Annotated in this window: 26 protein-coding genes; 13 read left to right on the top strand and 13 right to left on the bottom strand. The window is 60.2% G+C overall.

Annotated elements, in window-relative coordinates:
* Positions 1–2 precede the first annotated feature (2 nt).
* Together ACR0I8_RS15170 and ACR0I8_RS15165 are read right to left on the bottom strand one after the other, a co-directional pair.
* Positions 3–1,016 carry an Ldh family oxidoreductase gene (locus tag ACR0I8_RS15170; RefSeq protein WP_480703339.1) on the bottom strand — a complete coding sequence of 338 codons (1,014 nt, stop codon included), beginning with the start codon at positions 1,014–1,016 and terminating at the stop codon, positions 3–5.
* 58 nt (positions 1,017–1,074) lie between these two features.
* On the bottom strand, positions 1,075–3,528 hold the full coding sequence (locus ACR0I8_RS15165; RefSeq protein ID WP_170642756.1) for a GcvT family protein: 2,454 nt from the start codon (positions 3,526–3,528) through the stop codon (positions 1,075–1,077).
* 357 nt (positions 3,529–3,885) lie between these two features.
* Between ACR0I8_RS15165 and ACR0I8_RS15160 the strand changes: the two genes are divergently transcribed.
* Positions 3,886–5,601, top strand: coding sequence for a tetratricopeptide repeat protein (locus ACR0I8_RS15160; RefSeq protein ID WP_480703337.1), 1,716 nt, complete (start codon positions 3,886–3,888; stop codon positions 5,599–5,601).
* The gene (locus tag ACR0I8_RS15155; protein ID WP_170691541.1) at positions 5,591–6,412 is read left to right on the top strand and encodes a 4-(cytidine 5'-diphospho)-2-C-methyl-D-erythritol kinase; all 822 of its coding nucleotides are present in this window, start codon (positions 5,591–5,593) and stop codon (positions 6,410–6,412) included. The genes ACR0I8_RS15160 and ACR0I8_RS15155 overlap by 11 nt, the downstream gene beginning before the upstream one ends.
* Here ACR0I8_RS15155 and ACR0I8_RS15150 read toward each other — a convergent pair.
* Positions 6,405–7,403 (bottom strand): polyprenyl synthetase family protein, encoded by a 999-nt coding sequence (locus tag ACR0I8_RS15150; protein ID WP_170691539.1) that lies wholly within the window; start codon positions 7,401–7,403, stop codon positions 6,405–6,407. The genes ACR0I8_RS15155 and ACR0I8_RS15150 overlap by 8 nt on opposite strands.
* Before the next feature lie 56 nt (positions 7,404–7,459).
* Here ACR0I8_RS15150 and ACR0I8_RS15145 point away from each other — a divergent pair, with 56 nt between their 5' ends.
* The 3 genes from ACR0I8_RS15145 to ACR0I8_RS15135 all read left to right on the top strand — a co-directional run bounded on the left by ACR0I8_RS15145 (position 7,460) and on the right by ACR0I8_RS15135 (position 8,731).
* Positions 7,460–7,675 carry a putative signal transducing protein gene (locus ACR0I8_RS15145; RefSeq protein ID WP_037316655.1) on the top strand — a complete coding sequence of 72 codons (216 nt, stop codon included), beginning with the start codon at positions 7,460–7,462 and terminating at the stop codon, positions 7,673–7,675.
* Entirely contained in the window at positions 7,672–8,451 is a 780-nt protein-coding gene (locus tag ACR0I8_RS15140; protein ID WP_170691538.1) for a methyltransferase, read from the top strand. Before ACR0I8_RS15145 ends, ACR0I8_RS15140 begins: the two co-directional genes overlap by 4 nt.
* Positions 8,452–8,566: 115 nt before the next feature.
* A complete protein-coding gene (locus ACR0I8_RS15135; RefSeq protein WP_170379030.1) occupies positions 8,567–8,731 on the top strand; it encodes a YdcH family protein in 165 nt (54 codons plus the stop codon).
* Here ACR0I8_RS15135 and yddG read toward each other — a convergent pair.
* The 9 genes from yddG to ACR0I8_RS15090 form a co-directional block, all read right to left on the bottom strand.
* A complete protein-coding gene (gene yddG / locus ACR0I8_RS15130) occupies positions 8,728–9,594 on the bottom strand; it encodes an aromatic amino acid exporter YddG (protein WP_170661210.1) in 867 nt (288 codons plus the stop codon). The genes ACR0I8_RS15135 and yddG overlap by 4 nt on opposite strands.
* A complete protein-coding gene (locus tag ACR0I8_RS15125) occupies positions 9,591–10,538 on the bottom strand; it encodes a transcriptional regulator GcvA (protein WP_170469054.1) in 948 nt (315 codons plus the stop codon). The genes yddG and ACR0I8_RS15125 overlap by 4 nt, the downstream gene beginning before the upstream one ends.
* Positions 10,539–10,838: 300 nt before the next feature.
* Entirely contained in the window at positions 10,839–11,561 is a 723-nt protein-coding gene (phbB, locus tag ACR0I8_RS15120; RefSeq protein WP_170379024.1) for an acetoacetyl-CoA reductase, read from the bottom strand.
* A 187-nt stretch (positions 11,562–11,748) separates the two neighbouring features.
* A complete protein-coding gene (locus tag ACR0I8_RS15115) occupies positions 11,749–12,924 on the bottom strand; it encodes an acetyl-CoA C-acetyltransferase (RefSeq protein ID WP_170379022.1) in 1,176 nt (391 codons plus the stop codon).
* Between the two features lie 195 nt (positions 12,925–13,119).
* Entirely contained in the window at positions 13,120–13,953 is an 834-nt protein-coding gene (locus ACR0I8_RS15110; RefSeq protein ID WP_170691536.1) for an EAL domain-containing protein, read from the bottom strand.
* Between the two features lie 76 nt (positions 13,954–14,029).
* Entirely contained in the window at positions 14,030–14,218 is a 189-nt protein-coding gene (locus tag ACR0I8_RS15105) for a hypothetical protein (RefSeq protein WP_170379018.1), read from the bottom strand.
* Positions 14,219–14,312: 94 nt separating this feature from the next.
* Entirely contained in the window at positions 14,313–15,284 is a 972-nt protein-coding gene (locus ACR0I8_RS15100; protein ID WP_170691534.1) for a sterol desaturase family protein, read from the bottom strand.
* Positions 15,281–15,667 carry a hypothetical protein gene (locus tag ACR0I8_RS15095; RefSeq protein WP_480703334.1) on the bottom strand — a complete coding sequence of 129 codons (387 nt, stop codon included), beginning with the start codon at positions 15,665–15,667 and terminating at the stop codon, positions 15,281–15,283. Before ACR0I8_RS15095 ends, ACR0I8_RS15100 begins: the two co-directional genes overlap by 4 nt.
* Before the next feature lie 64 nt (positions 15,668–15,731).
* Positions 15,732–16,298 (bottom strand): TlpA disulfide reductase family protein, encoded by a 567-nt coding sequence (locus ACR0I8_RS15090; protein ID WP_170379012.1) that lies wholly within the window; start codon positions 16,296–16,298, stop codon positions 15,732–15,734.
* A 21-nt stretch (positions 16,299–16,319) separates the two neighbouring features.
* Between ACR0I8_RS15090 and argH the strand changes: the two genes are divergently transcribed.
* From argH to ACR0I8_RS15070, 4 genes are all read left to right on the top strand, one after another.
* Positions 16,320–17,708, top strand: a complete 1,389-nt coding sequence (argH, locus tag ACR0I8_RS15085; RefSeq protein ID WP_170691532.1) for an argininosuccinate lyase — start codon at positions 16,320–16,322, stop codon at positions 17,706–17,708.
* Positions 17,708–17,890 carry an argininosuccinate lyase gene (locus ACR0I8_RS15080; protein ID WP_170469036.1) on the top strand — a complete coding sequence of 61 codons (183 nt, stop codon included), beginning with the start codon at positions 17,708–17,710 and terminating at the stop codon, positions 17,888–17,890. The genes argH and ACR0I8_RS15080 overlap by 1 nt, the downstream gene beginning before the upstream one ends.
* A 315-nt stretch (positions 17,891–18,205) precedes the next feature.
* Positions 18,206–19,471, top strand: coding sequence for a diaminopimelate decarboxylase (gene lysA / locus ACR0I8_RS15075; protein WP_170691530.1), 1,266 nt, complete (start codon positions 18,206–18,208; stop codon positions 19,469–19,471).
* 37 nt (positions 19,472–19,508) lie between these two features.
* Positions 19,509–22,052, top strand: coding sequence for a TIGR02302 family protein (locus tag ACR0I8_RS15070; protein WP_480703332.1), 2,544 nt, complete (start codon positions 19,509–19,511; stop codon positions 22,050–22,052).
* Between the two features lie 107 nt (positions 22,053–22,159).
* On the opposite strand, the gene ACR0I8_RS15065 is transcribed toward ACR0I8_RS15070, so the two are convergent.
* Positions 22,160–22,870 carry a zinc-ribbon domain-containing protein gene (locus ACR0I8_RS15065; RefSeq protein WP_170691527.1) on the bottom strand — a complete coding sequence of 237 codons (711 nt, stop codon included), beginning with the start codon at positions 22,868–22,870 and terminating at the stop codon, positions 22,160–22,162.
* 184 nt (positions 22,871–23,054) lie between these two features.
* On the opposite strand from ACR0I8_RS15065, the gene ACR0I8_RS15060 reads away from it, so the two are divergent.
* The 4 genes from ACR0I8_RS15060 to ACR0I8_RS15045 are packed head-to-tail and all read left to right on the top strand — an operon-like array spanning position 23,055 to position 25,960.
* Positions 23,055–23,732 (top strand): ATP-binding cassette domain-containing protein, encoded by a 678-nt coding sequence (locus ACR0I8_RS15060; RefSeq protein WP_170691525.1) that lies wholly within the window; start codon positions 23,055–23,057, stop codon positions 23,730–23,732.
* Positions 23,729–24,628, top strand: a complete 900-nt coding sequence (locus ACR0I8_RS15055; RefSeq protein ID WP_170691523.1) for an FtsX-like permease family protein — start codon at positions 23,729–23,731, stop codon at positions 24,626–24,628. Before ACR0I8_RS15060 ends, ACR0I8_RS15055 begins: the two co-directional genes overlap by 4 nt.
* Positions 24,628–25,368, top strand: a complete 741-nt coding sequence (locus tag ACR0I8_RS15050) for a lysophospholipid acyltransferase family protein (protein ID WP_170691521.1) — start codon at positions 24,628–24,630, stop codon at positions 25,366–25,368. The genes ACR0I8_RS15055 and ACR0I8_RS15050 overlap by 1 nt, the downstream gene beginning before the upstream one ends.
* On the top strand, positions 25,355–25,960 hold the full coding sequence (locus ACR0I8_RS15045; protein ID WP_170691519.1) for a pyridoxamine 5'-phosphate oxidase family protein: 606 nt from the start codon (positions 25,355–25,357) through the stop codon (positions 25,958–25,960). The genes ACR0I8_RS15050 and ACR0I8_RS15045 overlap by 14 nt, the downstream gene beginning before the upstream one ends.
* The last annotated feature ends 7 nt before the right edge of the window (positions 25,961–25,967 follow it).

Raw genomic sequence — 25,967 nt, 5'->3', positions numbered from 1 at the left:
GCTTACCGCAAGTCTTGCAACTGCGACAGCAATTCGGTGCTGACGCTGACACCCTCGGCCTGAGACGCGGCGCGGTTCTTCAGCCGCCCGTCACCGGGGATGCGGGCGGTGCCGTTGCCGTCGATCTCGGCACAGATGCGCGTGACATAGTCGTTGAAGGCGGCATTTCCGAACCGTGTCGGATCCATCGCAATCAGGGTCGCGCCGCCCTTGACGTTCAGCGCACCATGCGCTTCGCGCTCGGCATTTTCGACCGAGAGGGTGCCCCCTGCCAGCGCCGCGCCCAGGACCTCGATCAGGAAGGCAATCGCGGCCCCTTTGTGTTCGCCGAACGGCAACAGGCTGCGGGTTTCCAAGATGGCGTTGGGATCGGCACTGGGCTGGCCGTCCGGGGCGAGACCCGCAGGGCGCGGCAGGTCATGCCCTTCGGCGGCGGCCATGCGGATATCCATCAACGCGACCGTCGAGGACGCCTGATCCCAAACGATGGGCTCCATGCCGTCACGCGGGCAGGCAAACGACATTGGGTTGGTGCCAAAGACAGGGCGCACACCGCCCTGAGGCACCACCATCGACAGCGAGTTGACGACAGCCAAAGCCACCAACCCCGCCTCGGCCAGCGGTTCGGTGTCAAAGCGCAACGCGCCAAGGTGGTGACTATTTGCGCAGGTAAAGGCAGCGATCCCGTTTTCGCGCGCCATTGCGATCAGCTCGTCCCGTGCTGCGGCCGCGGCGATCTGGTAGTATCCATTGTCTGCGTCACCACGCAGAACGCCCGGTGCGATACGCTCGAATTTGGGGTGCGCAGCGGGGTTGGCATAACCCGAGGTAAAGCTCTGGGCGTAGACCGGCAGCATGCGCAAACCGTGGCTGCGCGGGCCGTCACGTTCGGACTTCACGACAATCTCAGCGATCATGTCGCTGCCCGGATCATCCATGCCCGCAGCCACAAGGCCGGATTTCGCCAATTCCCTAACCTCTTGGAGTGAGAGCGTTTTCGTTGAGATATCGGTCATCTGCTAGATCCTGTCCTTGTGTTCGTGAAAGGGACCGCAAGCCCCCTTGTTGTTCTTTTCAGGCGCGTGCGCGGGCGCTGGTGGGGTCCACGGCGCAGGTGTCGATGACCTCGGCCTCGCGCATCTCGTTATGGACCAGAACCTGCATTCTGGTGCCCGGTGCCGTCATGTTCTGCGGCACCAGCGCCATCGCGATGTCGTGGTTGCAATAGTATGAGAACCCGCCCGAGGTAACGCGCCCAATCAGTTTGCCGTCGGAATAGACGCCTTCGTCAAACATCACCGACGTATCGCAATATGGCAATTTCAACGTGACCAGAGTGTTGTATCCTCCCGTCTCCTGCTGTTTCAGCAGAGCGGGTTTGCCGATGAAGTCCCGTTCGACCACTTGCCCGCCGATCTTTTCGGTCATGGCGACGAACCGGCCCAGATCGGCTTCAAACGGGGTCAGGTCCTTGCAGATCTCGCGGTTGATGGCCCGGTAGGATTTCTCGAGCCGCATGGACTCCAGCGCTTCAAGGCCGAAGGGTTTTACGCCCGCCTTAAGCAGCAGATCCACGAGGTGACGGTTGTAGCCCGCCGGATGGTGCAACTCCCATCCCAGCTCACCGGTGTAGGAGACGCGCAGCAGGTGAACGCCTTTGGCATAGCCTACCTCACCCATTTGCGCCGAAAGCCAGGGGAAGGCCTCGTTCGACAGATCATTGTCGGTCAGGTTCGACAGGATCTCGCGCGATTTCGGACCAGCTAGAGCGATCACGCCCAGCTGTTCCGAGATGTCCTCCATCACGACCGAGCCGTCTTTGGGCAGCAGACGCTGCATCTGGTCCCAGTTATAGGCTTGCCAATTCGGGGTCGAGATCAGGTAGAAATCATCCTGCGCCTTGCGCACGATGGAATATTCCGCATCCATCCCGCCCTTGTCGTTCAGCATCAGCGACAGGGTCATACGCCCCACCTTGGGCAGTTTGTTCGCCATCAGGCCGTCCAACCATTTGGCCGCGCCCGGCCCGCGCACGGTGAATTTGGTCATCGGAGACATCTCGATGAAGCCCGCCTCTTCGCGAGTGCGGCGCACTTCTTCTTGTACCAACCCCATATGATTGGTGCGGCGGAAGGAGTGTTCGGGGATCGCCTCTTCGGGCGATTTGGCAAACCAGCGCGGGAATTCATAACCGTTGAAGCTGGTCCAGACGGCGCCATGGGCGGTCAACAGATCGTAGGAGCCTGCGGTTTTCATCGGACGGGCTTCGGGGAAATCCTCACCGGGGATGTGCGCATCCATATGGGTGCCCCAGGTCTCGCGCACCTTGTCCATGGTCCACCGTTTCGAGGCATAGTCCGAGAACCGGCGCGGGTCGAGTTCCGACATGTCCATGCCCGGATCGCCATCCACGATCCACTTGGCCAGACGGTTCCCGACCGTGCCGCCCCACAGGATACCGCCGGGCATCCCTTCGGCCAGCCACAGGTTCTCGTGCCCCGGCGCGGGGCCAGCCAGAGGCAGCTCGTCCGGGGTCATCTGGAACGGGCCGCGGGTATTGGCCTTGATTCCAACCTCGCCCAGTGTCGGAACCCGTTCGATGGCGCGTTCCCACTGGGTTTCCACGGCATCGAAATCTTCGGGCAGAAGGTCGGCCCCGAAATCAGGCGGCACGCGGTCTTCGGCGAACAGCTTGAGGTCCTTGGTGAATTCATAGGGGCCAAACTGGATGCCGCCCACGTCCTCGCGCAGATAGGCGCCATAATCCTCGTCCCGCAGGATCGGGAATTCCGGCAGACCCTGTGCCTTGCGTTCTTTCAGCAAGGGAACGGTCTCGGTCGTCCAATATTGGTGAACGATCGGGATGCAGGGCAGGTCCAGACCCACACGGCGCGCATTTTCTCGGGCGTAGTTGCCGGTAGCAAAGATTAGATGCTCGCAAGTGATCTCACCTTGGTTGGTGGTCACTTTCCAGTGGCCGTTCTCAAGCTTTTCATAAGCGGTGGCTTCGGTGTTCTGATAGACTTTGGCCCCGGCATCGCGCGCCAGCTTGGCCAGCGCCATGGTGATGTCGGCGGGATTCACATAGCCGTCTTCGGTATGCAGGATGCCGCCACGAATATCCGGGCTTTGGTTCAGTAGAGGGTGAACCTCGGCAATCTCTTCCGGTGTCAGCAGCTTGCATGGCACCCCGGCGGCTTCGGCGATCGAGATATAGGACTGGAACTCATCCCAGCGCTTTTCGGTATTGGCAACGCGCAGCTGGCCCACTTTGCGAAGGCCCACGGAGGTCCCCATCTTTTCCTCAACCTCGGTATAAATGCGGATGGTTTCCATGGTCATCTTCGACACGTTTCGCGACCGTACAAAGGTCACAAGCAAACCGGCGGCGTGCCAAGTGGACCCTGACGTTAGCGTCGTCCGCTCCAACATCACCGCATCTGTGCAGCCATGTTCAGTCAGACCATAAAGGATAGAGGCCCCAACGCAGCCGCCCCCGACCACAACTACTTTCGCATGTGACTTCATCGTATGTTTATACCGTGTCTGGTTTGCCAACAGTGTTTGGAAGCACCATTCCGTCAGTCGGCCTTTTGCGCAATCGCAAAAATATTTCACTCTGAATGAGTTGAAATCACCCAAACCGAACATGTGCTTTATGAAACGCGAAGGGCACCCAAATCCTCCGCCAGGGTGAGCCAACCAAAAGCCCTATTGATGAGCTGCCATTGAGTGTTGGACGGCGCTCCTGCTTGATCCGTGCAACAGGGTGGCCAGTTCTTAGGCGAAAACCGGTGCAATGGCGGCGTCGTGAACCTTGAGCCATTGCCTCTTGCCGGCCGAGGCCCTAGCTTAACGTGCAGTCAACGATAGCAAGGCAGGATTTTGGTGGTTTCCCTGGTTCGTCGCGTGGCACTGGCCGCGCTGCTTTCATCCTCGGTCGCAATCCCGGCATTTTCGGATACCGGGTCCGGGGCCTATTTGGCCGGACGTCAGGCAATCTACGAAAACGACTATGCCGCCGCCGAAAGGTATTATGCGCAGGCGTTGCGGTCTGATCCGCAGAACGCATTGCTTTTGGAAAGCGTCGTCGTCGCGCGGCTGGCGCTGGGCGAAGTTGAGCGCGCACTGCCCATCGCTGAGACCATTGAAGAGAATGGCCTGCCGAGCCAAGCAGCCCGGATTGCCATCGCCGCAAACCTGATCGCAGAGGGCGATTGGGAGACCCTGCTGTCACGTGATCCCGAAACGCAGGGCGTGGGTCCATTGGTCGATGGGTTGATGATTGCGTGGGCCTATCTTGGTCAGGGTGAGATGACCAAGGCGATGGAGCAGTTCGACTCGGTTACAACCCAGGAAGGGTTGCGCGAGTTTGCCCTCTATCACAAAGCGATGGCTTTGGCGTCGATCGGTGATTTCGAAGGGGCTGAGGCGATTTTCGCGGCCGATGACGGGGTCGTGGCCCGGTTCACCCGCCGCGCCGCGTTAGCCCGGACCGAGGTTCTGTCGCAGCTTGACCGGAATGAGGACGCTCTGACCTTCCTGGCCGATGTGTTTCAGGCCGGAAGCGATCCGTCGATCGCAGATTACACAAGCCGATTGTCTGATGGCGAAACGCTGCCCTTCACCCATGCAGGAACGGCGCAAGACGGCATGGCCGAGATCTTCTTTTCGGTGGGTGCTGCGTTGAATGACGAGGCCGCGCCGGACTACGTTCTGCTCTATGCTCGCACTGCCAGCTTCCTGCGGCCCGATCACGTCGACGCCCTTCTGATGAGCGCTGAGCTTCTGTCGGAACTCAACCAGCTTGATCTTGCGGTCGAAGCGTATCGCGCGGTTCCCAAGGACAGCACCGATCACCACGTGGCCGAACTGGGCCGGGCTGATGTTCTGGGGCAATCCGGCAAAACCGATGCGGCGGTTGAGGTTCTACAATCTCTGGCTGCGGAAAAGCCTGATCTTCCCAGTGTCCATGTCGCTTTGGCCGATCTGCAGCGCCGCGAGGAAAACTATGCCGCCGCGGTTGATTCCTACAACACCGCAATTGATCTGGCGGAGCGTGTCTCGGCCGCGAATTGGTTCCTGCACTACGCGCGCGGGATTTCTCATGAGCGCCTCAAGCAATGGGATCAGGCCGAAGCCGATTTCCGTCGCGCGCTTGAGCTGAACCCGGATCAGCCGCAGGTTCTGAACTATCTGGGCTATTCACTTGTCGAACGTCGCGAAAAACTCGATGAGGCGCTGGACATGATCGAACGCGCCGTCGCGGCTCGCCCCGACAGTGGCTATATCGTCGACAGCTTGGGCTGGGTCCTGTTCCGCCTTGGTCGCTATGACGAAGCGGTCGAGCATATGGAGCGCGCGGTTGAGCTGATGCCGGTGGATCCGGTGGTCAACGACCATTTGGGCGATGTCTACTGGGCCGTCGGACGCGCCCGCGAGGCTGAGTTCCAGTGGAAACGGGCCCTGTCCTTCGTTGATCCCGAAGACACCGATGGTGAGGCTGATCCTGAACGCATCCGACGCAAGCTCGAGGTCGGTCTGGATACGGTTCTGTCCGAAGAGGGCGCGGATCCGCTGAAGGTTGCCAATGGCAACTAGCGGTTTTGCGCCCGCCAAGGTCAATCTAACCCTGCATGTCACCGGCCAGCGCACGGATGGCTATCATCTGCTGGATTCGCTGGTGGTTTTTGCCGACATTGGCGATCAGCTGGTGTTTGAGCCGGGCGCAGGCCTGTCGATCTCGGTGAGCGGAGAGCATGCCGACGGGGTTCCCACGGACAGCCGAAATCTCGTTTGGAAAGCGGCCGAGGGCGCCGGTTGGACGGGCCATGTCACGTTGAGCAAAGTGCTGCCTCATGGTGGAGGCATTGGCGGGGGGTCCTCGGACGCGGCGGCCATGCTGCGCCAAGCGGCGGCGCAGGGGCTTGATATCCCGCCACATCTTCCGACCGCGTTAGGGGCCGATATTCCGGTTTGCATGGTGGTCGAGGCTGCGCGGATGCGGGGGATTGGCGAGCAGGTGGACCGGATCGCTTTGCCCCAATTGCCTGCCCTGCTGGTCAATCCTGGGGTTGAGGTTTCGACCGGATCGGTCTTCGGCGCAATGGCGTCGCGGGACAATCCGGGATTGCCAGATCAAATCCCCTCATTCGCGGGCGTGGAAGACTGCGTCGCGTGGCTCTCGAACCAGAGAAACGACCTTGAACAGCCCGCCATAAGCCAGGCCCCGCAAATCGGGCGTGTGTTGGAGGAATTGGCGGACACAAGGGATGTGCTGCTGGCCCGAATGTCGGGGTCAGGGTCGACCTGTTTTGCGCTCTACCCGTCGATGAAGGCCGCGCATTTCGCAGCCTATGAGATCGGCGCGGCCCAGCCAGATTGGTGGTGCCGCGCAACGATGCTCAGTTAAGGCGCGAGACCACGTAGTCGGCCAGATCGCGCAGCAGAGTGCGGATTTCGTGATCAGGCAAATCCTCGAGCGAGGCTTTGGCCTTGTTCGCCCATCCCAGCGCGTCCTGACGGGTCGCCTCGAGCGTCTGGTATTTGTTCATAAGCCCAAGCGCATATTCCAGATCGCCATCCTGCTGGCGGCCTTTTTCGATCGTGCGCTCCCAGAAGATACGCTCATCCGCTGTGGCCTGCGCAACGGCTTTGATCACCGGCAGGGTCAGTTTGCGTTCGCGGAAATCGTCGCCCACATTCTTGCCAGTTGCCTTGCTGTCACCCTGATAATCCAGCAGATCGTCGGCGATTTGGAAGGCAATGCCCAAGGCATCTCCATAGTCGAACAGAGCTTTGACCTGCGCATCTGAGGCTTCCGCAATCACGCCGCCAACTTCGGTCGCTGCGGAGAACAGGGCTGCGGTCTTGCCGCGTACGACTTGCAGATAGATGCTCTCATCTGTGTTCAGGTCGGTGGCAGCGGTCATCTGCAGCACCTCGCCTTCGGCAATCGTGGCCGAGGCATTGGCGAGGATGTCCAGAACGCGCAGCGATCCGGTTTCAACCATCAGTTGGAAGCTGCGGGAAAACAGATAGTCGCCCACCAACACGCTGGATTTATTGTCCCACAACAGGTTCGCCGTAGGCCGCCCGCGCCGCTGAGCGCTTTCGTCGACCACATCGTCATGTAACAGGGTCGCGGTGTGAATAAACTCGACCGTCGCGGCCAGACGCACGTGATGCTCGCCCGAATAGCCAAACAGTCGCGCCGCCGCCAATGTCAGCATCGGGCGCAGGCGCTTGCCGCCCGCTTCGACCAGATGCGCGGTCACCTCGGGGATACGGGGCGCGTGTTCGGACGCCATCCGGGTCCGGATCAGCGTATTCACCGCCTCCATTTCGCCGGTCAACATTTCGGTCAGCCGTTCGTGCGGCTTCGAGATTGTGCTGATGCCCATCACACTCCTGATACAAGGCTCGACTTTCGCCTTGCCTTGCCCTTACATCCATCCCCATGAAAGAACTATTGCGCAGCACCGATCCGACAATCCTGGCCTTTGCATCCGCTCTTCTTGAGGGCGAGGATATAGACTGCTTTCAGATGGACGTAAATATGAGCATCCTCGAAGGCGGCATCGGAATTTTCCCACGCCGTCTGATGGTTCGGGCTGACGACCTGACCCGAGCAGAGCGTGTGATGCGCGACAACGAGATCCCGCTGGGGCGATGACCGGGTTCAAGGAGGATGAGCTAAGCCGGAACGATTTCCTCGGCGGGCGGTTGCGCCTGTGGCAACCCGTGTCGGGCTATCGCGCAGGGGTTGACCCTGTTTTGCTGGCGGCCAGCGTGCCCGCAACCTCTGGTCAGTCGGTGCTGGAGCTTGGCTGCGGGGCCGGCGCTGCAATCTTGTGTCTTGCGACACGGGTCCAAGGTTTGGACCTGTGCGGCGTGGAACTGCAAATGGCCTATGCGGATCTGGCCCGCCGCAATGCCGCCGATAACAATAAGGTGTTGGAGGTCGTCTCGGCTGATCTGAATGAGCTGCCCTCCGATCTAAAGCAGCGCCAGTTCCACCATGTAATCGCCAACCCGCCCTACTATCGCGCCGGGGCCCACAGCGCAGCCATGGACCGAGGGCGCAGTGTGGCTTTGGGGGAGGAGACGCCTCTTGCCGATTGGATTGATGTCGCGGCCAAACGGCTGGCCCCGCGCGGCTATCTGCACATGATCCAAAAGGCGGATCGCCTGCAAGATATGCTTTTGGCCTGTCGGGGACGTCTGGGCTCGGTCGAAGTGCTGCCGCTTTCGGCCCGCGTAGGGCGAGAGGCCGAGCTTGTGATTCTACGGGCCCGCAAAGGCGGGCGGGCGGCGTTCCGGCTGCATGCGCCTATCATCCTGCATGCAGGTCTATGGCATGAGCGCGACGGTGACAGCTATACGCCGGAACTCTCGGATGTGCTGCGGCAAGGCGCTGCGTTGGGGCCGTTTCACGTCAATCGGCAATGACCAGCCGAATTTGTCGGATTTATCACTTTTTCTTCGCGTCTGCGGCGTGACAGGGTGGAAACGATATGCTCAACTTCTTACGTGACATCTAGACACGTAAACAAGGAGGATCGCCATGAGCGTGAGCGCACATCTGACGGAACTGAAGAAGAAGCACGAATCTCTCGGTCTCGAAGTGGAACAAGCTCAACGCGCGCCAGGCATTGATGATCTTCATATCGCCCAGCTAAAGAAACAGAAGCTAAGGCTGAAGGAAGAGATCGAGCGCTTATCGACCTAACCTTTAAGACTGGCGCGCGCCGCAACCACGGCCCCGCCGGTGATCAAGACCGCCGCGATCGCCAATGTCCATGTCGGCATGGCGATCCCGGCAAAAACCAAAACCACGGTAGACAGTAAAGGCGCCGCGTAAGAGCTGGTGCCCAGCATCTGAATGTCGCCCTGCTTGACCCCGATATCCCAGACATAGAACGCCAGACCGACCGGCCCCAGACCAAGGGCCAGTGTCGATAACCAACTGAGCGTGGTGTCCGGCCAGACAGGTGCCTCAAGCGCGAAATGCAGGCCCCATGAGGCGATCGCCGTGAACACGCAGAACACAGCGACCGAGCTTGTGGGCGTTTCACCCAGTCTCCGCGACAACACGGAGTAACCTGACCATGTCAGGGCGCACAGGAACGCCAGCGCGTACCCCGGTAGGTGGTCGGCTTGAAACCCGGCGCTGCCGCCTCCAGTGATGATCAGCGCAGCCCCGGCAAAGCCCAAGCACGCCCCGATCAGGTGGCCAGCGCGCAGATTCTCTCCGGGTAACAGGCCCGAGAACAGGACGATAAGCAGCGGCCAGAGATAGGCGATCAGCCCTGCTTCGGCCGCCGGGGCCATCCGAAGGGCCGAGAAATACAGCGCGTGGTAGCCGAACAGGCCCACCGTTCCAAAGGCGTAGACTTTCCAACTGATGCGGCGCAGCTGGGACAATCCGCCCGATCGCCACGTCCAGACAAGCCCCAAAGTACCGCCGATACTGAAGCAGATCGCATTCAGCAGCAGAGGCGGCGTTGGGGCTGACCCGACCGTGAACAGGGCCAGCAGCGCCCAAAGCAAAACCGCAATGAAGCCGATGGCGGTGGCGCGTTGTCTGGTCATGTGGATGAGACGTCTTCTACAGGAACGATGGTGAATTCATCCGAGATATGAGCGGTTTTTTCAATCTCCGCAACAAACCAATCGCGAAATGCTGCGACCTGAGGCCGGTTTTCCGCTCCGGGCAGGCAGAGAAATCGAAAGCGGCCTTTGGTCTCGATGGCGGTTTTGAACGGCGCGACAAGCCGCCCTTCCATCATGTCCTTGATGATCATCGCCCGTCGCCCCAAGGCCACGCCCACTCCAGCGACGGCCGCGTCAATCGCGTGGTCTGCGTTGGAAAAATGCGCCCCGTGGGTCGGCGTGAACTCGACGCCAACAGCGCGGAACCACGTCGGCCAATCCGCTGGAGGTTTTAGAAACGCAATCGAATCGTCATGTATCAGAGGCGCGTCGCGCAGGCTTTCGGGCGTTGTGAACTCGGCGGCCAGTTCGGGCGTCATAACAGGGGTCAGCCACTCTTTGCGAACCGGCAGGCAATAGAGGCCATCATCCCCGCCATAGCCAAACCGGATCGCGACATCCACGTCATCCCTCTCAAGGTCCATATTGCGCAGGGTGGCCGAAAATCTCAGGTCAATTTCGGGATGTGCGCGGGCAAAATCGTAAAGGCGCGGAGCCAGCCATTTGGCGGTCAGCGCTGGTCCGGCCGTCACGGTGAGGGTCGTGTTGTCCTGCAGTCTGCGTGTTGCGGCCCACGCGGCTTTGAGCGACGCAAACCCCTCGGCAGTCCCTGGGGCGAGCGCTTTTCCCGCCTCGGTTAGCTCGACCGCGCGATTCAGGCGGCGAAACAGCGGATGGCCCAAGTGATCCTCAAGCGATTTGATCTGGAAGGACAGCGCCGCGGGCGTGACGTTCAACTCTTCTGCGGCTTTGGCAAAGGACATGTGCCGCGCGGCAGCGTCAAAGGCGCGCAAAGCGGTGAGAGGGGGAAGGCGATCACTCATGTCACTTAAGTAATACTTATCTGAATGCTTGAAAACTCTCGTTTGTGCCTTTTTCAATCAAGGGTCATGTTTAGGGCAAGTCAAGTTCAGCTTTAGCAAAGGGGATCTGCCATGATCGAGATGTCAACAAACCCGTCTGTCCAGATTGCAATTCGTCGTGCCCATGAAGAGCGCAGCAAGCTTGTTCACAAAGTTCTGGGATGGGTGTTTGGTTCCCGCTGACCGCAGCGCGCGCGGACTTACGGGATAAAGAAGGGCCGGTCCAAAAGGACCGGCCCGTTTTCGTTCAGTGCGCTGAAATCAGACGAAGAACTGAGCGCCGTTGGCCGAGATGGTCGACCCATTGATGAACTGAGAATCGTCCGACGCCAGGAAGGCGACGCAGCGCGCGATTTCCTCAGGCTCACCCAAGCGACCGGCCGGAATCTGGCCGATGATCGACTCGCGGACCTTCTCAGGCACAGCCATAACCATTTCGGTTGCGATGTAGCCGGGGCAGATCGCGTTGGCGGTGATGCCCGCACGCGCGCCTTCCTGCGCCAGCGACTTCACGATACCCAGATCGCCCGCTTTGGTGGCTGCGTAGTTCACCTGAGCGAACTGGCCTTTCTGACCGTTGATCGAGCTGATGACGATGACGCGGCCGAACTTACGCTCGCGCATGCCGGGCCAGACGGGGTGTACGGTGTTGAAAACGCCGGTAAGGTTGGTGTCGATGACCTGATGCCACTGTTCAGGCGTCATCTTGTGGAAGGGCGCGTCGCGCGTGATGCCCGCATTAGCGACGACGATGTCGATGGGACCGACCTCGGCCTCGACCTTTTCGATACCCGCTTTGGATTCGTCATAATCGGCTACGTTCCACTTGTAGGTGGCGATGCCGGTTTCCTCGGTGAATTTTGCTGCGGCTTCGTCATTCCCCGCATAGGTGGCGGCAACATTGTATCCTTCGGCCTTGAGCGCCTTGGAAATTGCTGCGCCGATGCCGCGAGAACCGCCGGTTACGAGTGCTGTACGTGCCATGGATGACTCCTCCAATTTTGGTCGTCTTGGTAATTCTGTTACTCTGAGAGAGAATGTTGCGCAATATCGTTTCGTGTTCGATCTTGTCTTTCTGTCTGGCGATATTGTCGCAGTGGTTGTGTAAAGCTTGATTGTAACAAAAAAGGGCGTCCAGTGGACGCCCTTTTCTATTTAGATGTCAACGCACTTAGTCGCGCTCCACGCAGAGGGCGACACCCATGCCGCCACCGATGCAGAGGGTGGCCAGACCCTTCTTGGCATCGCGGCGCTTCATTTCGAACAAAAGCGTGTTCAGAACTCGACAACCGGATGCTCCGATCGGGTGGCCGATTGCAATCGCGCCACCGTTCACGTTCACGATCGAAGGATCCCAGCCCATGTCCTTGTTCACGGCGCAGGCCTGCGCGGCGAAGGCTTCGTTGGCTTCGACCAGATCCAGATCGTCGACCGACCAGCCTGCTTTCTCCAGCGCTTTGCGCGAGGCGTAGATCGGGCCAACGCCCATGATCGACGGGTCTAGACCGGCAGTCGCGTAGGATGCGATACGGGCCAGTGGCTCAATCCCGCGCTTTTCGGCGTTCTCAGCCGACATCAGCAGGGTCGCCGCCGCGCCGTCATTCAGGCCCGAAGCGTTTGCTGCGGTGACCGAGCCGTCTTTGGTGAAGGCCGGGCGCAGTTTGGCCATTGCTTCCATTGTTGCGCCGTGACGGATGTATTCGTCCTTGTCCATCACGATGTCGCCCTTGCGGGTTTTGATGGTGAACGGAACGATTTCATCTGCGAACTTGCCTGCGTTCTGCGCAGCCTCAGCTTTGTTTTGCGAGGCAACGGCGAATTCGTCCTGCATGTCGCGGCTGATCTGCCATTTCTCGGCGACGTTCTCGGCGGTTTGGCCCATGTGATAGCCGTTGAACGCATCCCACAGACCGTCGCGGATCATAGTGTCGATGTATTTCATGTCGCCCATCTTATGACCCGCGCGCAGGGCAGCGGCGTGGGGAGACAGGGTCATGTTTTCTTGGCCACCAGCGGCGACGATATCCGCATCGCCCAGTTGGATGTGCTGCGCACCCAGCGCAACAGCGCGCAGGCCAGAGCCACAAACCTGATTGATGCCCCAGGCCGCGCTTTCCTGCGGTAGACCGGCGTTGATATGCGCCTGGCGTGCGGGGTTCTGGCCCTGAGCGGCGGTCAGGACCTGACCCATAATGGTTTCGCTGACTTCGCCTTTGTCGACGCCGGCGCGTTCGACGACGGCTTCAAGGACGGCAGCGCCCAGATCATGTGCGGGGGTATTGGCAAACGAGCCGCCAAAGCTGCCCACACCTGTACGTGCGGCGGATGCGATTACTACATTGGTCATATAATTTGTCCTTTACCGTCGTGGTCCAGCGGGAAATGTGACGACGCGGACCGCAGAGGGCTCCCTCTGCCCGTACCAGAGCGCCAATTTCTCCCCCCTCTAGTGCCTTCTGCAATAGCGCAATGCTGCACTTGCAGCAACGGACAGCTTGCCTCAGGCGGCAATCAGGCAAGTGTTCGCGCGCCGGTGAGTCAACTAAGTCCCTGTTTTGGAATTTCTTTCTGCCTTCCACGGCGGCGACAACGACGGTGCGCCAAACAGGAAACCCTGCATGCAGTCGACACCGCTTGCGCTCAAGAAAGCTGCGTCTTGCGGATTTTCGACTGATTCGGCTGTGACCAGAATTTCGAACTCTCGCGCGACTGCGATCAATGCGCGGACGAGGGCCTGGTTGTCGGGGTCGGTGCTGATGCCACGAATGAATTGACCGTCGATCTTGGCGGCATCAAACAAGAATTCCCGGAAATGCCGAAAGCAGAAATTGCTTGCGCCGAAGTCATCCAGCGCAAAGGCAATACCACGCTCCTGCAACCTGTCCATCAGGTCGATCACCAGTTCGGGTACTTGCATCGCCGATTTCTCGGAGATCTCCAAAATCAGTCGTTCTCCCAGATTGCTGTCCCGTTTGAGAAAGCGATCCAGAATGCGGGACCAGTGCGAATACCCGATCGAACGCGCCGACATGTTGATCGACAGCCGGATCTGAGGGTTCCTGATCAGTGTTTGAAGCCCCATCTCTAGCGCGATGCAATCCAACTCTCGCCCGATGGGCGTGTTTTCTACCTGAGGCATGAAATCGCGTGCAGGGATGACCCGCCCAGTTTCATCCAAAACGCGGATCAGCCCTTCGTAGAAGGCAACGTTATGAGGCGCCTGTGCCTGCATCACCGGCTGAAAGGCCAGTTTGCATTGTTTGTGCCGAACCGCATCCGAGGCCATCTGCAATACGGATTGATCCCGACCGGAAACTGCCGAGGTCAAAGGGCTGTCCGGCCCTTCCCCTGACTCTGCACCTGTCTTGTCCCGCATGCGCGCTGATCCCGAATGGCTCTTCGGTTGCAGTGTCGCAGGAAACAGATGAATCTGCGGTTAATGCAGGTGACGTTTAGCGCGCAGATTGCCACGCATGGCTGAGGGAGGCCGCGGCGCCGAACACCGCGCCCGTTACGCCAAGGATCATCATGGAAAACCCGATCAGGACAAGCGCTGATGCTGCCGTTGCGATGGCGGCAAACATGGCCAGAAGCACACCTAGCAGTCCGACTGTGGTTGATACGGTTGTCACTCGGGTCATTCCGGCCTCCGGTCACTGGTTACGTCACACCTGACGCTCCATATGGACCGTTCGGGCCGGATTTCAACCAAAGCGGCGTGGTGTAACGCCAGGATCAGGCCTGTTTTGCTGCGGAATTAGGCAGGTTTTCGCGAGTCTGCTCGAATCCGGGCGTTCCGAGATCTTCAGGGTGGCGGGCCAGATGCTTTGCCTTGATCTGCGCTGAGCTGTCGCGGCTTCCATCATGGCTATAGCCGGGCGGGGCAAAACAATAGGCGAGGCGTTGCTTCAGCGTCAGCCCCGGTTGGGTCGCATCGCGCCAGATGCCGACCCATTCGTGAAAGGCTACACGCAGCGGGTTGAAGGTGGCGATGTTGTGAACCAGCCCATAGTCGACGCGGTCGCAATCTTGCTCGGGAACAAAAGTGCCGAACATCTTGTCCCAAATGATGAAAACGCCAGCATAGTTGCAATCCAAATAGCGCGCGTTGCGGCCGTGATGCGCCCGGTGATGGCTGGGGGTGTTCATCACCGCTTCGAACCAACGGGGCATTTTGCCGATGGCTTCTGTGTGAATCCAAAACTGGTAGATCAGGTTGATGCCGCCCACGAACAGCACCATCGCCGGGTGAAAGCCCAGCAGGATCAGCGGCGCGCGCACCACCATCATGAAGGTAAACGTATAGGTCCATGTCTGCCGTAGCGCGGTGGTCAGGTTGTAGTGCTGCGAGCTGTGATGGTTCACATGGCTGGCCCAGACCCAGCGGATACGGTGGCCAAACCTATGCACCCAGTAGTACCGTAGGTCATCCAGCACAAAGCACAGGATGATGATCGGGATCGACGTACCCAGATCGAGCGGCGTGATCCGCCACAGCCACATGAAGAACCCATAGGCGATAAACCCCAGAAGGAACCCCGACGCAATATTGCCCGCCCCCATGATCAGAGAGGTCACCGCATCGCGCGTCTCATACCTCCCGCCGCGACCTTTGACGGCGATCCAGACGAACTCGGCCAGAATGGCGGCGATGAAGAAAGGGACCGCCCATTGGACGGCGTCGGGAAAGGTGATCTGGTCGGTCATGCGGGCTCCATCAGGTTGCGCCAGTGGGGGCGCTCGAGGTCATCCAGATGGATGATGGCTTTGGGTGTGCCGAAATCGTGGAACGGAATCTCAAACCCGTCGGTGCGATCCAGCAAGTCATAGTCCAGCAGATGCTGCGCCACAGTATCCGCGCCAAAGGACCAGAGGAGACCCGGCCCTTTTTCCGTCCGCACCAGCGCGGCGTGGCGATCATGGGAAACCGTGACGTCGATAATTGTGTCTTCCGGGAAATGCCGGACCCATTGATCGCGCGCGGTTTCAGGAGACAGAACGCACCGCTGCGATCTGCCGGTCAGATGCAGCAACAGAGTGACCCCGGCAATTCCGCCGACCACAAGCACCAACAGAATTTCCAGTGGCATTCCATCCTCCTGCGCACAGAGTGCGGATCGGAGGATGGGCTGTCAAAGGTGGCGTTGCGTCAGCTTAGCTGTTGGCCTCGACCAAAGTCGAAATGATCGCCTTCGCGCTCTCCGAGTTCCATTCAGCATCGCCGATCAGGCGGGCGATTTCATTGCCCTCCGGGTCGATGATGACCGTGATCGGCAGTCCGATGACACCCATCTCACGCGCCACTGCTTGCGAGGGGTCCTGATGGCGGGGCAGGTTAACGATGCCGTTTTCCTCGAAGAATTTCTTGATCCCGGCAGGCGAGTTGCGCCCAGTTGCCAGTGTCAGAACCTCGAACTTGTCGCCTCCGAATTCGTCCTGTAGCTCGGCGATCTGGGGCATTTCCTTGCGGCAGGGCGCGCACCAGGTGGCCCAGAAGTTCAGCAAGACGTATTTGCCTTTATAGTCCGCAAGTGAGGCCGTGCCGCCGTCATCTTCTAGCTGGAAATCAACCGGCGTCACCGGTTTGGGTTCTTTGTGTAGGATCAGCCGTTTCAGGCTGTCTTCACGCAAGGGGCCGAGCGTTTCGGCATCGGTCGCCAAAGCGGCATTTGCACCCAGCGCAAGGGCCATATAAAGGGGGATCAGACGAAATAGGCGCATATCAACTCCGGGTTTTCTTACATGACCGATCAATCCTCGAACCAGATGTGGGGCGGCCGCTTTGCCGCCGGTCCAGACGCGATCATGGAGGCAATCAATGCCTCGATCGGGTTCGATCAGCGGATGGCAGCCCAGGACATCGCAGGCTCGCGCGCCCATGCCGCCATGCTGGCCGCCACAGGCGTTATTACTGATAGTGACGCCGAAGCCATTCGGGAAGGGCTGCTCACCGTTTTGTCAGAAATTCAGAACGGAGAATTTCAGTTCTCGACCGCGCTGGAAGATATCCACATGAATGTCGAGGCGCGGCTGAAGGAAGTTATTGGTGAGCCTGCAGGCCGTTTGCATACGGGCCGCAGCCGCAATGACCAAGTGGCGACCGACTTCAAACTGTGGGTCCGCGATCAGTTGGACGCGGCAGAAACCGGCCTTCTAGCTCTGATCCGCGCGCTATTGGCGCAGGCCGAGGCCGGGGCGGATTGGGTCATGCCCGGCTTCACCCACCTGCAAACCGCGCAGCCGGTGACGTGGGGCCATCACATGATGGCTTATGTTGAGATGTTTGGCCGCGACCTGTCCCGCGTTCGCGACGCCCGTGCCCGGATGAACGAATCCCCGCTGGGAGCAGCCGCGCTGGCCGGAACGTCGTTCCCCATCGACCGCCACATGACTGCCGAAGCGCTGGGCTTTGATCGCCCCGCCGCAAACTCGCTGGATGCGGTCAGCGACCGGGATTTCGCGTTGGAGTTCCTGTCGATCGCGTCGATCTGCGCCGTGCATCTGTCGCGTTTTGCCGAAGAATTGGTCATCTGGTCCTCGGCCCAGTTCCGGTTTGTCACGCTGTCTGACCGGTTCTCGACCGGTTCGTCGATCATGCCGCAGAAGAAAAACCCGGATGCTGCGGAACTGATCCGCGCCAAAGTCGGTCGCATCTTTGGTGCCAACACCGCGCTGATGATGGTGATGAAGGGTCTGCCGCTGGCCTATTCCAAGGATATGCAGGAAGATAAGGAACAGGTCTTTGACGCCGCCGATAACTGGATGCTGGCGCTGGCGGCGATGGAGGGCATGGTCAAGGATATGACCGCCAATCGCGACAGCCTGGCCGCCGCTGCCGGTTCGGGTTTCTCAACCGCGACCGATCTGGCCGATTGGCTGGTGCGGGTTCTGGGTCTGCCGTTCCGTGATGCTCACCATGTTACTGGTTCGCTGGTTGCGATGGCTGAAAACAAGGGCTGCGACCTGCCTGATCTGACCTTGGAAGACATGCAGTCGGTCCATGCGGATATCACCGATGACGTCTATTCTGTTCTTACTGTCCAAAACTCTGTAAACTCGCGTCAGTCCTATGGTGGCACCGCCCCGGATCAGGTGCGGGCGCAGGTTGAGCGATGGAAGGCGCTGGTGTGATGACAGTTCTACGCATAGCGGTGATTGTGGCGGCTGGGTTCGCGCTGGCCGGATGTGGCGCGGATGGTGAGCCGGTTCAGCCAACGGCAAGCGTGGGTGTTGGCGTCGGCTCCAGCGGAACGCATGTGGGCGGAGGCATCGGCTTCCGCCGCGGGGGTTTTGGACTCTACCTGGGCGTTTAATCGCTGATCTCGTTGTAATTCCGGGTGAAACACCCAAATAGGGTCTGGCTCGCCAAGGCGCGGCCCTTCGTTCTAGTACTCAGAGACTGACTTCATGCGAGTTTTCGTATTTCTTCTGGCGCTCGTCGCGCTTGCGGCTTGCGAGCCGACCTCCAGCCAACGGCCGGCGCCGCAAAAAGAGCCCAGTTCAACCGGAGTCTCAGTGTCCGGCTATGCGCGTGTCGGCGTGTCGAACGATTTCTGAACGCCCTGCGGCGTATCGTTTCAGTGCGAATCCATTGATCCATAGGGCGGTTTTGGTCTAATCGCGCTTTTATGGATCACTTTCTCTACCGCGACGGCGCGCTTTACGCCGAGGATGTCCCGATCTCCGAAATCGCAGCCGCGGTCGGAACCCCGTTCTATGTCTATTCGACTGCGACCCTGTTGCGGCATTTCAAGCTGTTCGATGACGCGCTTGAAAGCACTGATCACCTTGTCTGCTATGCGATGAAGGCCGCCAGCAATCAGGCGATCCTGAAAACGCTGGCGCAGGCGGGTGCCGGGATGGATGTGGTCTCGGGCGGGGAATACCTGCGGGCCAAGGCCGCCGGTGTGCCGGGTGACAAGATCGTTTTTTCGGGTGTTGGCAAGACGGCGGATGAGATTCGCACAGCGCTGACCGGCGGCATCCGCCAGTTCAACGTCGAATCCGAGCCCGAGATGGAAGTGATCAACGCGGTGGCGACTGACCTCGGTGTTGTCGCGCCGATCACCGTTCGGGTGAACCCGGATGTGGACGCCAAGACCCATGCCAAAATCGCAACCGGCAAGTCCGAGAACAAGTTTGGCATCCCGATCTCGCGCGCGTCCGAGGTCTATGCCCACGCGGCATCTCTGCCGGGGCTGGAGGTCATCGGCGTCGACGTCCATATCGGCTCGCAACTGACCGAGCTGGAGCCGTTTGAGCTGGCCTACACCAAGGTCGCCGAACTGACCGAGCAGTTGCGTGCAGAGGGCCACAACATCCGCCGCCTCGATCTGGGCGGTGGGCTTGGCATTCCCTACACGCGCTCGAACGACGCGCCGCCTCTGCCGTTGGAATATGGTGCGCTGATCAAGAAAACGCTGGGTCATCTGGGCTGTGAAATCGAAATCGAACCCGGTCGCCTGATTTCAGGCAATGCCGGTCTGATGGTCAGCAAGGTGATCTATGTGAAATCCGGCGAAGGGCGTGATTTCCTGATCGTTGACGGCGCGATGAACGATCTGATCCGCCCGGCCATGTATGAGGCGCATCACGATATCGTTGCGGTACAGGAACCCGCAGCGGGGGTCGAACAACAGCCCTATGACATCGTGGGCCCCGTCTGCGAATCCGGTGATACTTTTGCCAAACAGCGCAACATGCCGCCGCTTGCGCCGGGTGATCTAATCGCCTTCCGCAGCGCCGGGGCCTATGGCGCGGTGATGGCCAGCGAATACAACACGCGCCCCCTGATCCCCGAGGTTTTGGTGAATGGGGATCAATTTGCCGTAATTCGTGAACGCCCAAGCTTTGACGAAATCATAAACCGCGATACCATACCTGAGTGGCTCTGACGCGGTAGGCGCGCGGGCCAACACCCGGAGGCCCGCTTTGAGCGACAAACCAAACCTGCCCGTTCCCCGTCTGTCCGTGTGGATGACACATGCCGGATTGCTGGCCGAGCAGGTTTTGCGCGCGTTTTGGCCGTTTTTCTCGGTTTTGATGGCTGTTTTGGCCGCGTTGATGCTGGGTCTGCATGATGTTGTGCGGGTTGAGATCGTGTGGGGCGCAGCTGTCGTCGTAGCCATTGCGCTGCTTGTCAGCGCGATCTGGGGGATTCGGCAATTCCACCTGCCATCACGAGCCGAAGCGCTGGCCCGATTGGATGAAACCCTGCCCGGGCGTCCGATTCAGGCATTGATGGATGATCAGGCGATTGGTGCGGGGGATGCGGATTCGGTTGCCCTCTGGCAGGCGCACAAGGCGCGGATGGCGGACCGTGCCGCGCAAGCGCGCGTTGCCAAACCCGACCTGAGACTGGCCTCGCGCGATCCTTACGCTCTGCGCTACGCAGCTTTGCTGGCGCTGGTGGTCGCAGCCCTGTTCGGTTCGTTCTGGCGGATTGGCTCGGTGGCCGAGATGGCCCCCGGAACTGCAGTGGCGGGGCAAGGACCAACATGGGAAGGTTGGGTCGAACCACCACGCTATACCGGACTGCCGACGCTCTATCTGGCCGACCAGACCGGCCCCACGCTGTCGATCCCGCAAGGCAGTCGCGTCACCCTGCGTTTCTATGGCGAGGTCGGCGCGCATAGCCTGACCGAAACAAGCTCTCCCCTCGGTGCCGAGGCCGCGACCGAAACTGAGCAGGATTTCACCGTCGCCCGTTCAGGCCAGATGCGTATTGACGGGCCTGCCGGGCGGGATTGGATGGTGGACGTCATCCCCGACACCCCACCCAACATTGCGGTTGCAGGCGCGGCCGAGGCCGAGGCGGGCGGTCAGATGAAGCTGCCCTTTGCGGCCTCGGATGACTACGGGATCGTCTCCGGTTCGGCGGTGATCGAGTTGGATATGACCTCGGTTGATCGTCGCTATGGTCTGACGGCTGACCCGGAACCGCGCGAGGTGATCGAGGTCGAATTGCCAATGCCGATCACCGGCGACCGCGCGGATTTCACCGAAGACCTAATCGAGGATTTCTCGCAGCACCCATGGGCGCATCTGCCGGTTCGTATCACGTTGATGGCGCGTGACGCTTCGGATCAGGAAAGCACCTCCGAGCCGTATTTGACCGATCTGCCCGCGCGCCGGTTCTTTGATCCTTTGGCCGCTGCGGTGATCGAACAACGCCGCGATCTACTCTGGTCGCGGACCAATGCGCCGCGAGTGGCTCAGGTGCTGCGGGCGATCTCACACCGGCCCGAGGAACTGTTTCGCTCCGATACCGCCTATCTGCGGCTGCGGGTCACCCTGCGGCGGTTGGAAACCTTCAACGACTACGGTTTGAAGGACAAGCAACAGGCCGAGATCGCGCAGGCCCTTTGGGATCTGGCGGTTTTGATCGAAGAGGGCACTCTGGCTGATGCGCTGGAGCGGATGCGCCGGGCGCAGGAGCGTCTCACTGAGGCGATGCAGAACGGGGCCAGCGATGAGGAAATCGCCGAGCTGATGCAGGAACTGCGTGAGGCCACGCAGGACTACCTGAACCAGTTGCAGCGCCTTGCGCAGGAAAACGGCGACAGTGATGAGCGCCAGTCCGGTCAGAATGGCGAAAGCATGCAGATGACGCAGGACGATCTTCAGGCCATGATGGATCGCATTCAGGAATTGATGGAACAGGGCCGCATGGCCGAGGCGCAGCAGGCGCTGGAAGAGTTCCAGCAGATGATGGAGAACATGCGCGTCACCCAAGGCCAAGGCCAGGGTGGTCAATCCGAAGGGCAGCAGGCTATGGAAGGTTTGGCCGAGACCCTGCGCGAACAGCAAGGCTTGAGTGATCAGGCATTCCGCGATCTGCAGGAACAGTTCAACCCCGGCGCTCAGGCCGGAGAAAACCAGGGCAATGAAGGCCGCAATGGCGGTCAGGGCCGTGGTGAAAGCCACGAGGGTCAGGGCGGCCAGGGTCAGGGTTCGGATCAGGCGGGCGAAGGCCAACCGGGTGAGGGGTCTCTGGCGGATCGGCAGCAGGCCCTGCGGCAGGAACTGAACCGACAGCAACAGGGTTTGCCCGGTGCAGGCACCCCCGAAGGCGACGCGGCGCGCGATGCGTTGGGCCGCGCAGAAGGTGCCATGGAGGAGGCGGAGGAGGCGCTGCGCGGCAATGATCTGGCCGAAGCGATCGATCGTCAGTCCGAAGCGATGGAGGCCCTACGCGAAGGCATGCGATCACTGGGTGAAGCCATGGCGCAGAATCAGCAGAACCAATCCGGACAAGGCACCGAGGAAGGTGAGGCGCAAGCCAACAGCCGCGACCCGCTGGGCCGAAATCCCGGTGCGGCCGGGTCGATCTCCACCGATGACAACCTGTTGCAGGGTGAAGACGTTTACCGCCGCGCGCGTGAGTTGCTGGACGAAATCCGCCGTCGGACCGGAGAAACCGACCGGCCCGAGATCGAGCTGGAATACCTCAAGCGTCTGTTGGAACGGTTCTGAGCCGCTATATCGTTTCGGCTTAAACCTGAGACACAAATACCCTGCCACGCCTTCAGCGTTATCGGGACATTCGTGTCACTTGATGACTAAGGTAAAACCCGAACGCATTATTCCTGCGGCGCGCCTGCCCCGGCCTGCGTCTCAAGCCAGATACGGGCCTGATCAATCAAAGAGACGTAGGAGTCCAGCACCGGATCTGCTTGCGGCACGGCCTCGCTGATTTGTTGCGCATTGCCGTAGATCAAATAGAGGATCACGCCGATGATCAGCATCACGGCAAAACCGCGCACGAAGCCACGGGATTGTTTGGCCGGGGGCGTGTCGTCGCCCTCGTCGCTCATCATGCCTGAATTGATGGTCTCAACGTCAGGAAGCTCATCCTTTTGACCCGCATCCTCGGCGGTCTCGGTCGCAGTTGGGTGCTTGATCTGAAACTCGGGTTCGACAGAATCCTCCAGCGCCAGATCTGGTTGCGTCTCAAGGCTGCTGCCTTCTTGAGAGCGCAGCTCCGCCTCACGCGCGGCCTCTTCCTTCAGAATGCTCGCAACGGCCGGGTCGACATTGCCGGTTTTGCCAGTATCGGACGGCGGCTCATCAACAACCTCAACTTTTGTGTCGGGTTCAGGGGTCGGCTCTGGCTTAGCGTCCGGCTCGGCGGTGGCTTCAGGCGCGTCGGTAGTGGGTGCTGCGTCTTCCGGGTGCTTGGGCTGAAACCACGTCTGGTCACAGGCGGAGCACTGCACATCGCGCCCCTCTTCGGGGATAACCTCGCCCGGCACTTCGTACTGAGCGCCGCAATTCGGACATGTAAGTCTCATACTGCCTCCCCGGCCTGACGTTCGGCCCGATAGTAGTTTTTTCAGGGATGATATTCCGTTAAGACCCAACAGCAAAGGGCGTTTTCGGTTTCATGGTGCAAGTGTCGCCAATTGGACTCGGTGCAGGCATTGAAACCGCAGGCAAGCTCGGGCAAGAAGATCGGCAAAAGAACTGGGGACACCTGTGATCGAGCTGGAAAATGTCAGCTATACCTATGGCGACGGCGCATTGCTGAGCGATGTCTCAGTCAAATTGCAGCCCGGCTCGTTCCATTTCCTGACCGGACCTTCCGGCGCGGGTAAAACCACGTTGCTAAAGCTGTGCTATGGCGCGTTGTTGCCGACCTCGGGTCGGTTGAGCGTGTTTGACGAAGATATCGCGCGTCTGGATCGGGATCAGATGGCCCTGCTGCGGCGCCGGGTCGGGGTTGTGCATCAGGATTGCCAGTTTCTGGACCACATGACGCTGGCTGAAAATGTGGCTCTGCCTCTGATGGTGTCGGGACGGGCCGAGTCGGAAGAGCAGGACAACCTGACCGAGCTTTTGTCCTGGGTCGGACTGGGGGGCCGACTTGACGCCCATCCACCCGAACTGTCGGGTGGTGAACGTCAGCGTGCGGCTTTGGCCCGAGCCGTAATTCTGTCGCCAGACGTTGTGCTGGCGGATGAGCCGACTGGCAACGTCGATTGGGAGATGTCGCAACGGCTGCTGCGCTTGCTGATCGAGCTGAACCGCATGGGCAAGACCGTCTTGATCGCTACCCACGACCTGAGTCTGATCCGGGCGGCCAAAAGCCAAGTACAGGCCCGCGTGTTGCGCATCTCGCAGCGCAAACTGAATCTGGCCGGAGCGGACCTATGAGCAATGGCGACATCCGCAACCTCCTGCGCCGGGATACGCGCGCGGATCGCGTGGTCCCTCCGACCGGATATACTGCGCATCTGACCCTGTTTGTTTCGGGCGCAATGGCGTTTCTGGCGGTGTTTGCGCTGGCGCTGTCACTTGCCTCGGGCCGGATTGCAGACCGTTGGGCCTCGGAGCTGGCGGGGGCTGCCACCTTGCGTATCAACGCCCCGGCCGAGCAGATGGCGGCACAGACGGAAACCGCGCTGACCGTTCTTGGCCAGACACCCGGCGTCGCCTCGGCCCGCGCGTTGACGGCCGAGGAACAGGCCGCGCTGCTGTCCCCGTGGTTTGGGCCGGACTTGCCGATTGAGACACTACCCATCCCGCAACTGGTTGAAATCGTTGAAGGTGAGCCGGGTCTGGATACGGCTGGTCTCCGTCTGCGATTGGGCGCCGAAGTGCCCGGAGCGGTTCTGGATGACCACACCCGTTGGCGCGAGCCCCTGGTGGATGCGGCGATGTCCCTGCGACGGCTGGGCTGGGTCTCGATCCTGCTGATCGGAGGCGCGACCGCAGCCATGATCACGCTCGCGGCCAACGCGTCGCTTGCTGCGAATGCCAGTATCATCGCAGTGCTGCGGCAGGTGGGCGCGCGGGATCGGTTCATCGCCGGCGCATTTGTCCGCCGCTTTACCTACCGCGCCTTCTTTGGCGCATTTGTCGGAACGATGTTGGGGATGACGGGTGTTCTGCTCTTGCCCGAGCCCTCGGACGAGGGCGGATTTCTGACCGGAGTAGGGTTTCAGGGGCTTGGCTGGGTGTTGCCCTTGCTGATCCCCGTTCTGGGCGCTGTGGTTGCCTTCTTCGCCACCTGGACCGCCGCCCGCCGCAAGTTGAAGGAGCTTTCCTGATGTCACAGGGCTTTCAATGGATCCGTTCCCTGATCTTCATGATTGTGATCTACGTTTGGATGTTGATCCTTGGAATCGTCTATCTGCCATACGCGATCTTCACGAAACAGGGCGCATTGCGGGCTTGCAAAACCTACGCGCGCAGCACGATGTGGTTGGCGCGATGGATGGTTGGCATAAGGTGCGAGGTGCGTGGCACTGTGCCAACCGGCGAGGTTGTCATCGGGGCCAAGCACCAGTCTTTCCTTGATATTATCATGATCTTCGACGCCATCCCGCATGGTAAGTTCATCATGAAGCGAGAGCTTCTCTGGACCCCGGTCATTGGAATGTATGCGCGGCGTTTGGGCTGCATCCCGGTCAATCGCGGCAAGAAGGGTGCGGCAGTGGCCAAGATGGTCAAAGACGTCGCCAAGGAATTCGCCGAACCCGGCCAACTGGTGATTTACCCTCAGGGCACCCGCGTCGCGCCGGGCGTGTCCAAACCATACAAGGTCGGCACGGCGATCCTGTACAGCGGGCTGGGCTTTCCCTGTGTGCCAGTTGCGACCAATGCCGGCTTATTCTGGCCGCGCACTGGTATCTTGCGCAAACCGGGGTTGGCGATCGTCGATTTCCTCGACCCGATCGAACCGGGCGTCGAACGGGACGCGTTTCTGAACCGTTTGGAAGATGTGATCGAGACACGCTCAGACGCTTTGATGAAAGAAGTGGGGTTTGATCCGGATGGAGTTCATTGAAGACATCCCGAGCCTAGAGGCGCTCTATGGCACGCCCGCAGCGCCGTCGTTGCGCAAAGTAGCACACAGCCTGACGCCGCTCTACCGGCAATGGATCATGGCATCGCGCCTATGTGTCCTCAGCACCGTTGGCCCCGAAGGTGTCGATGGCAGCCCGCGCGGGGACGATGGGTCCGTTGTTTTGGAGCTTGATCCCAACACGCTGGCAATGCCGGATTGGCGGGGGAACAATCGTCTGGATTCCTTGCGCAACATCGTTCGCGACCCGAGGGTTTCGCTGATGTTTATCGTGCCCGGATCCAACACTGTGGTTCGCCTGAATGGGACGGCACGGGTATCTGCGGATCAAGAGTTGAGGGCACGGTTCGACAAGCAAGGCAAGCAGCCGGCCACAGTGATCGTCATCCAGATTGCCGAAATCTACACCCAATGCGCCCGGGCCTTGATGCGGGCGGGTACATGGACCAGCGGCGATCAAAGCGAAGGATTGCCCACGGTTGGCGAGATTCTTGCAGAAGCCTCATCCGGTGAGGAAGGCGGCGCGCAATACGACTCCGAATGGGGTGCGCGCGCCGCGAAGACGATGTGGTAGGCAGGGC

The sequence above is a fragment of the Ruegeria sp. BG9 genome, from assembly GCF_056538305.1.
Note: the sequence above shows the minus strand (reverse complement) of the source record. Positions and strands in the feature narration are given on the sequence as shown.

What these genes read in the sequence shown, in the direction of transcription:
- ACR0I8_RS15170 (WP_480703339.1), bottom strand. Translation starts at nt 1,016, where the DNA reads ATGACCGATATCTCAACGAAAACGCTCTCACTCCAAGAGGTTAGGGAA.
- ACR0I8_RS15165 (WP_170642756.1), bottom strand. Translation starts at nt 3,528, where the DNA reads ATGAAGTCACATGCGAAAGTAGTTGTGGTCGGGGGCGGCTGCGTTGGG.
- ACR0I8_RS15155 (WP_170691541.1), top strand. Translation starts at nt 5,591, where the DNA reads ATGGCAACTAGCGGTTTTGCGCCCGCCAAGGTCAATCTAACCCTGCAT.
- ACR0I8_RS15150 (WP_170691539.1), bottom strand. Translation starts at nt 7,403, where the DNA reads ATGGGCATCAGCACAATCTCGAAGCCGCACGAACGGCTGACCGAAATG.
- ACR0I8_RS15145 (WP_037316655.1), top strand. Translation starts at nt 7,460, where the DNA reads ATGAAAGAACTATTGCGCAGCACCGATCCGACAATCCTGGCCTTTGCA.
- ACR0I8_RS15140 (WP_170691538.1), top strand. Translation starts at nt 7,672, where the DNA reads ATGACCGGGTTCAAGGAGGATGAGCTAAGCCGGAACGATTTCCTCGGC.
- ACR0I8_RS15135 (WP_170379030.1), top strand. Translation starts at nt 8,567, where the DNA reads ATGAGCGTGAGCGCACATCTGACGGAACTGAAGAAGAAGCACGAATCT.
- yddG (WP_170661210.1), bottom strand. Translation starts at nt 9,594, where the DNA reads ATGACCAGACAACGCGCCACCGCCATCGGCTTCATTGCGGTTTTGCTT.
- ACR0I8_RS15125 (WP_170469054.1), bottom strand. Translation starts at nt 10,538, where the DNA reads ATGAGTGATCGCCTTCCCCCTCTCACCGCTTTGCGCGCCTTTGACGCT.
- phbB (WP_170379024.1), bottom strand. Translation starts at nt 11,561, where the DNA reads ATGGCACGTACAGCACTCGTAACCGGCGGTTCTCGCGGCATCGGCGCA.
- ACR0I8_RS15115 (WP_170379022.1), bottom strand. Translation starts at nt 12,924, where the DNA reads ATGACCAATGTAGTAATCGCATCCGCCGCACGTACAGGTGTGGGCAGC.
- ACR0I8_RS15110 (WP_170691536.1), bottom strand. Translation starts at nt 13,953, where the DNA reads ATGCGGGACAAGACAGGTGCAGAGTCAGGGGAAGGGCCGGACAGCCCT.
- ACR0I8_RS15105 (WP_170379018.1), bottom strand. Translation starts at nt 14,218, where the DNA reads ATGACCCGAGTGACAACCGTATCAACCACAGTCGGACTGCTAGGTGTG.
- ACR0I8_RS15100 (WP_170691534.1), bottom strand. Translation starts at nt 15,284, where the DNA reads ATGACCGACCAGATCACCTTTCCCGACGCCGTCCAATGGGCGGTCCCT.
- ACR0I8_RS15095 (WP_480703334.1), bottom strand. Translation starts at nt 15,667, where the DNA reads ATGCCACTGGAAATTCTGTTGGTGCTTGTGGTCGGCGGAATTGCCGGG.
- ACR0I8_RS15090 (WP_170379012.1), bottom strand. Translation starts at nt 16,298, where the DNA reads ATGCGCCTATTTCGTCTGATCCCCCTTTATATGGCCCTTGCGCTGGGT.
- argH (WP_170691532.1), top strand. Translation starts at nt 16,320, where the DNA reads ATGACCGATCAATCCTCGAACCAGATGTGGGGCGGCCGCTTTGCCGCC.
- ACR0I8_RS15080 (WP_170469036.1), top strand. Translation starts at nt 17,708, where the DNA reads ATGACAGTTCTACGCATAGCGGTGATTGTGGCGGCTGGGTTCGCGCTG.
- lysA (WP_170691530.1), top strand. Translation starts at nt 18,206, where the DNA reads ATGGATCACTTTCTCTACCGCGACGGCGCGCTTTACGCCGAGGATGTC.
- ACR0I8_RS15065 (WP_170691527.1), bottom strand. Translation starts at nt 22,870, where the DNA reads ATGAGACTTACATGTCCGAATTGCGGCGCTCAGTACGAAGTGCCGGGC.
- ACR0I8_RS15055 (WP_170691523.1), top strand. Translation starts at nt 23,729, where the DNA reads ATGAGCAATGGCGACATCCGCAACCTCCTGCGCCGGGATACGCGCGCG.
- ACR0I8_RS15050 (WP_170691521.1), top strand. Translation starts at nt 24,628, where the DNA reads ATGTCACAGGGCTTTCAATGGATCCGTTCCCTGATCTTCATGATTGTG.
- ACR0I8_RS15045 (WP_170691519.1), top strand. Translation starts at nt 25,355, where the DNA reads ATGGAGTTCATTGAAGACATCCCGAGCCTAGAGGCGCTCTATGGCACG.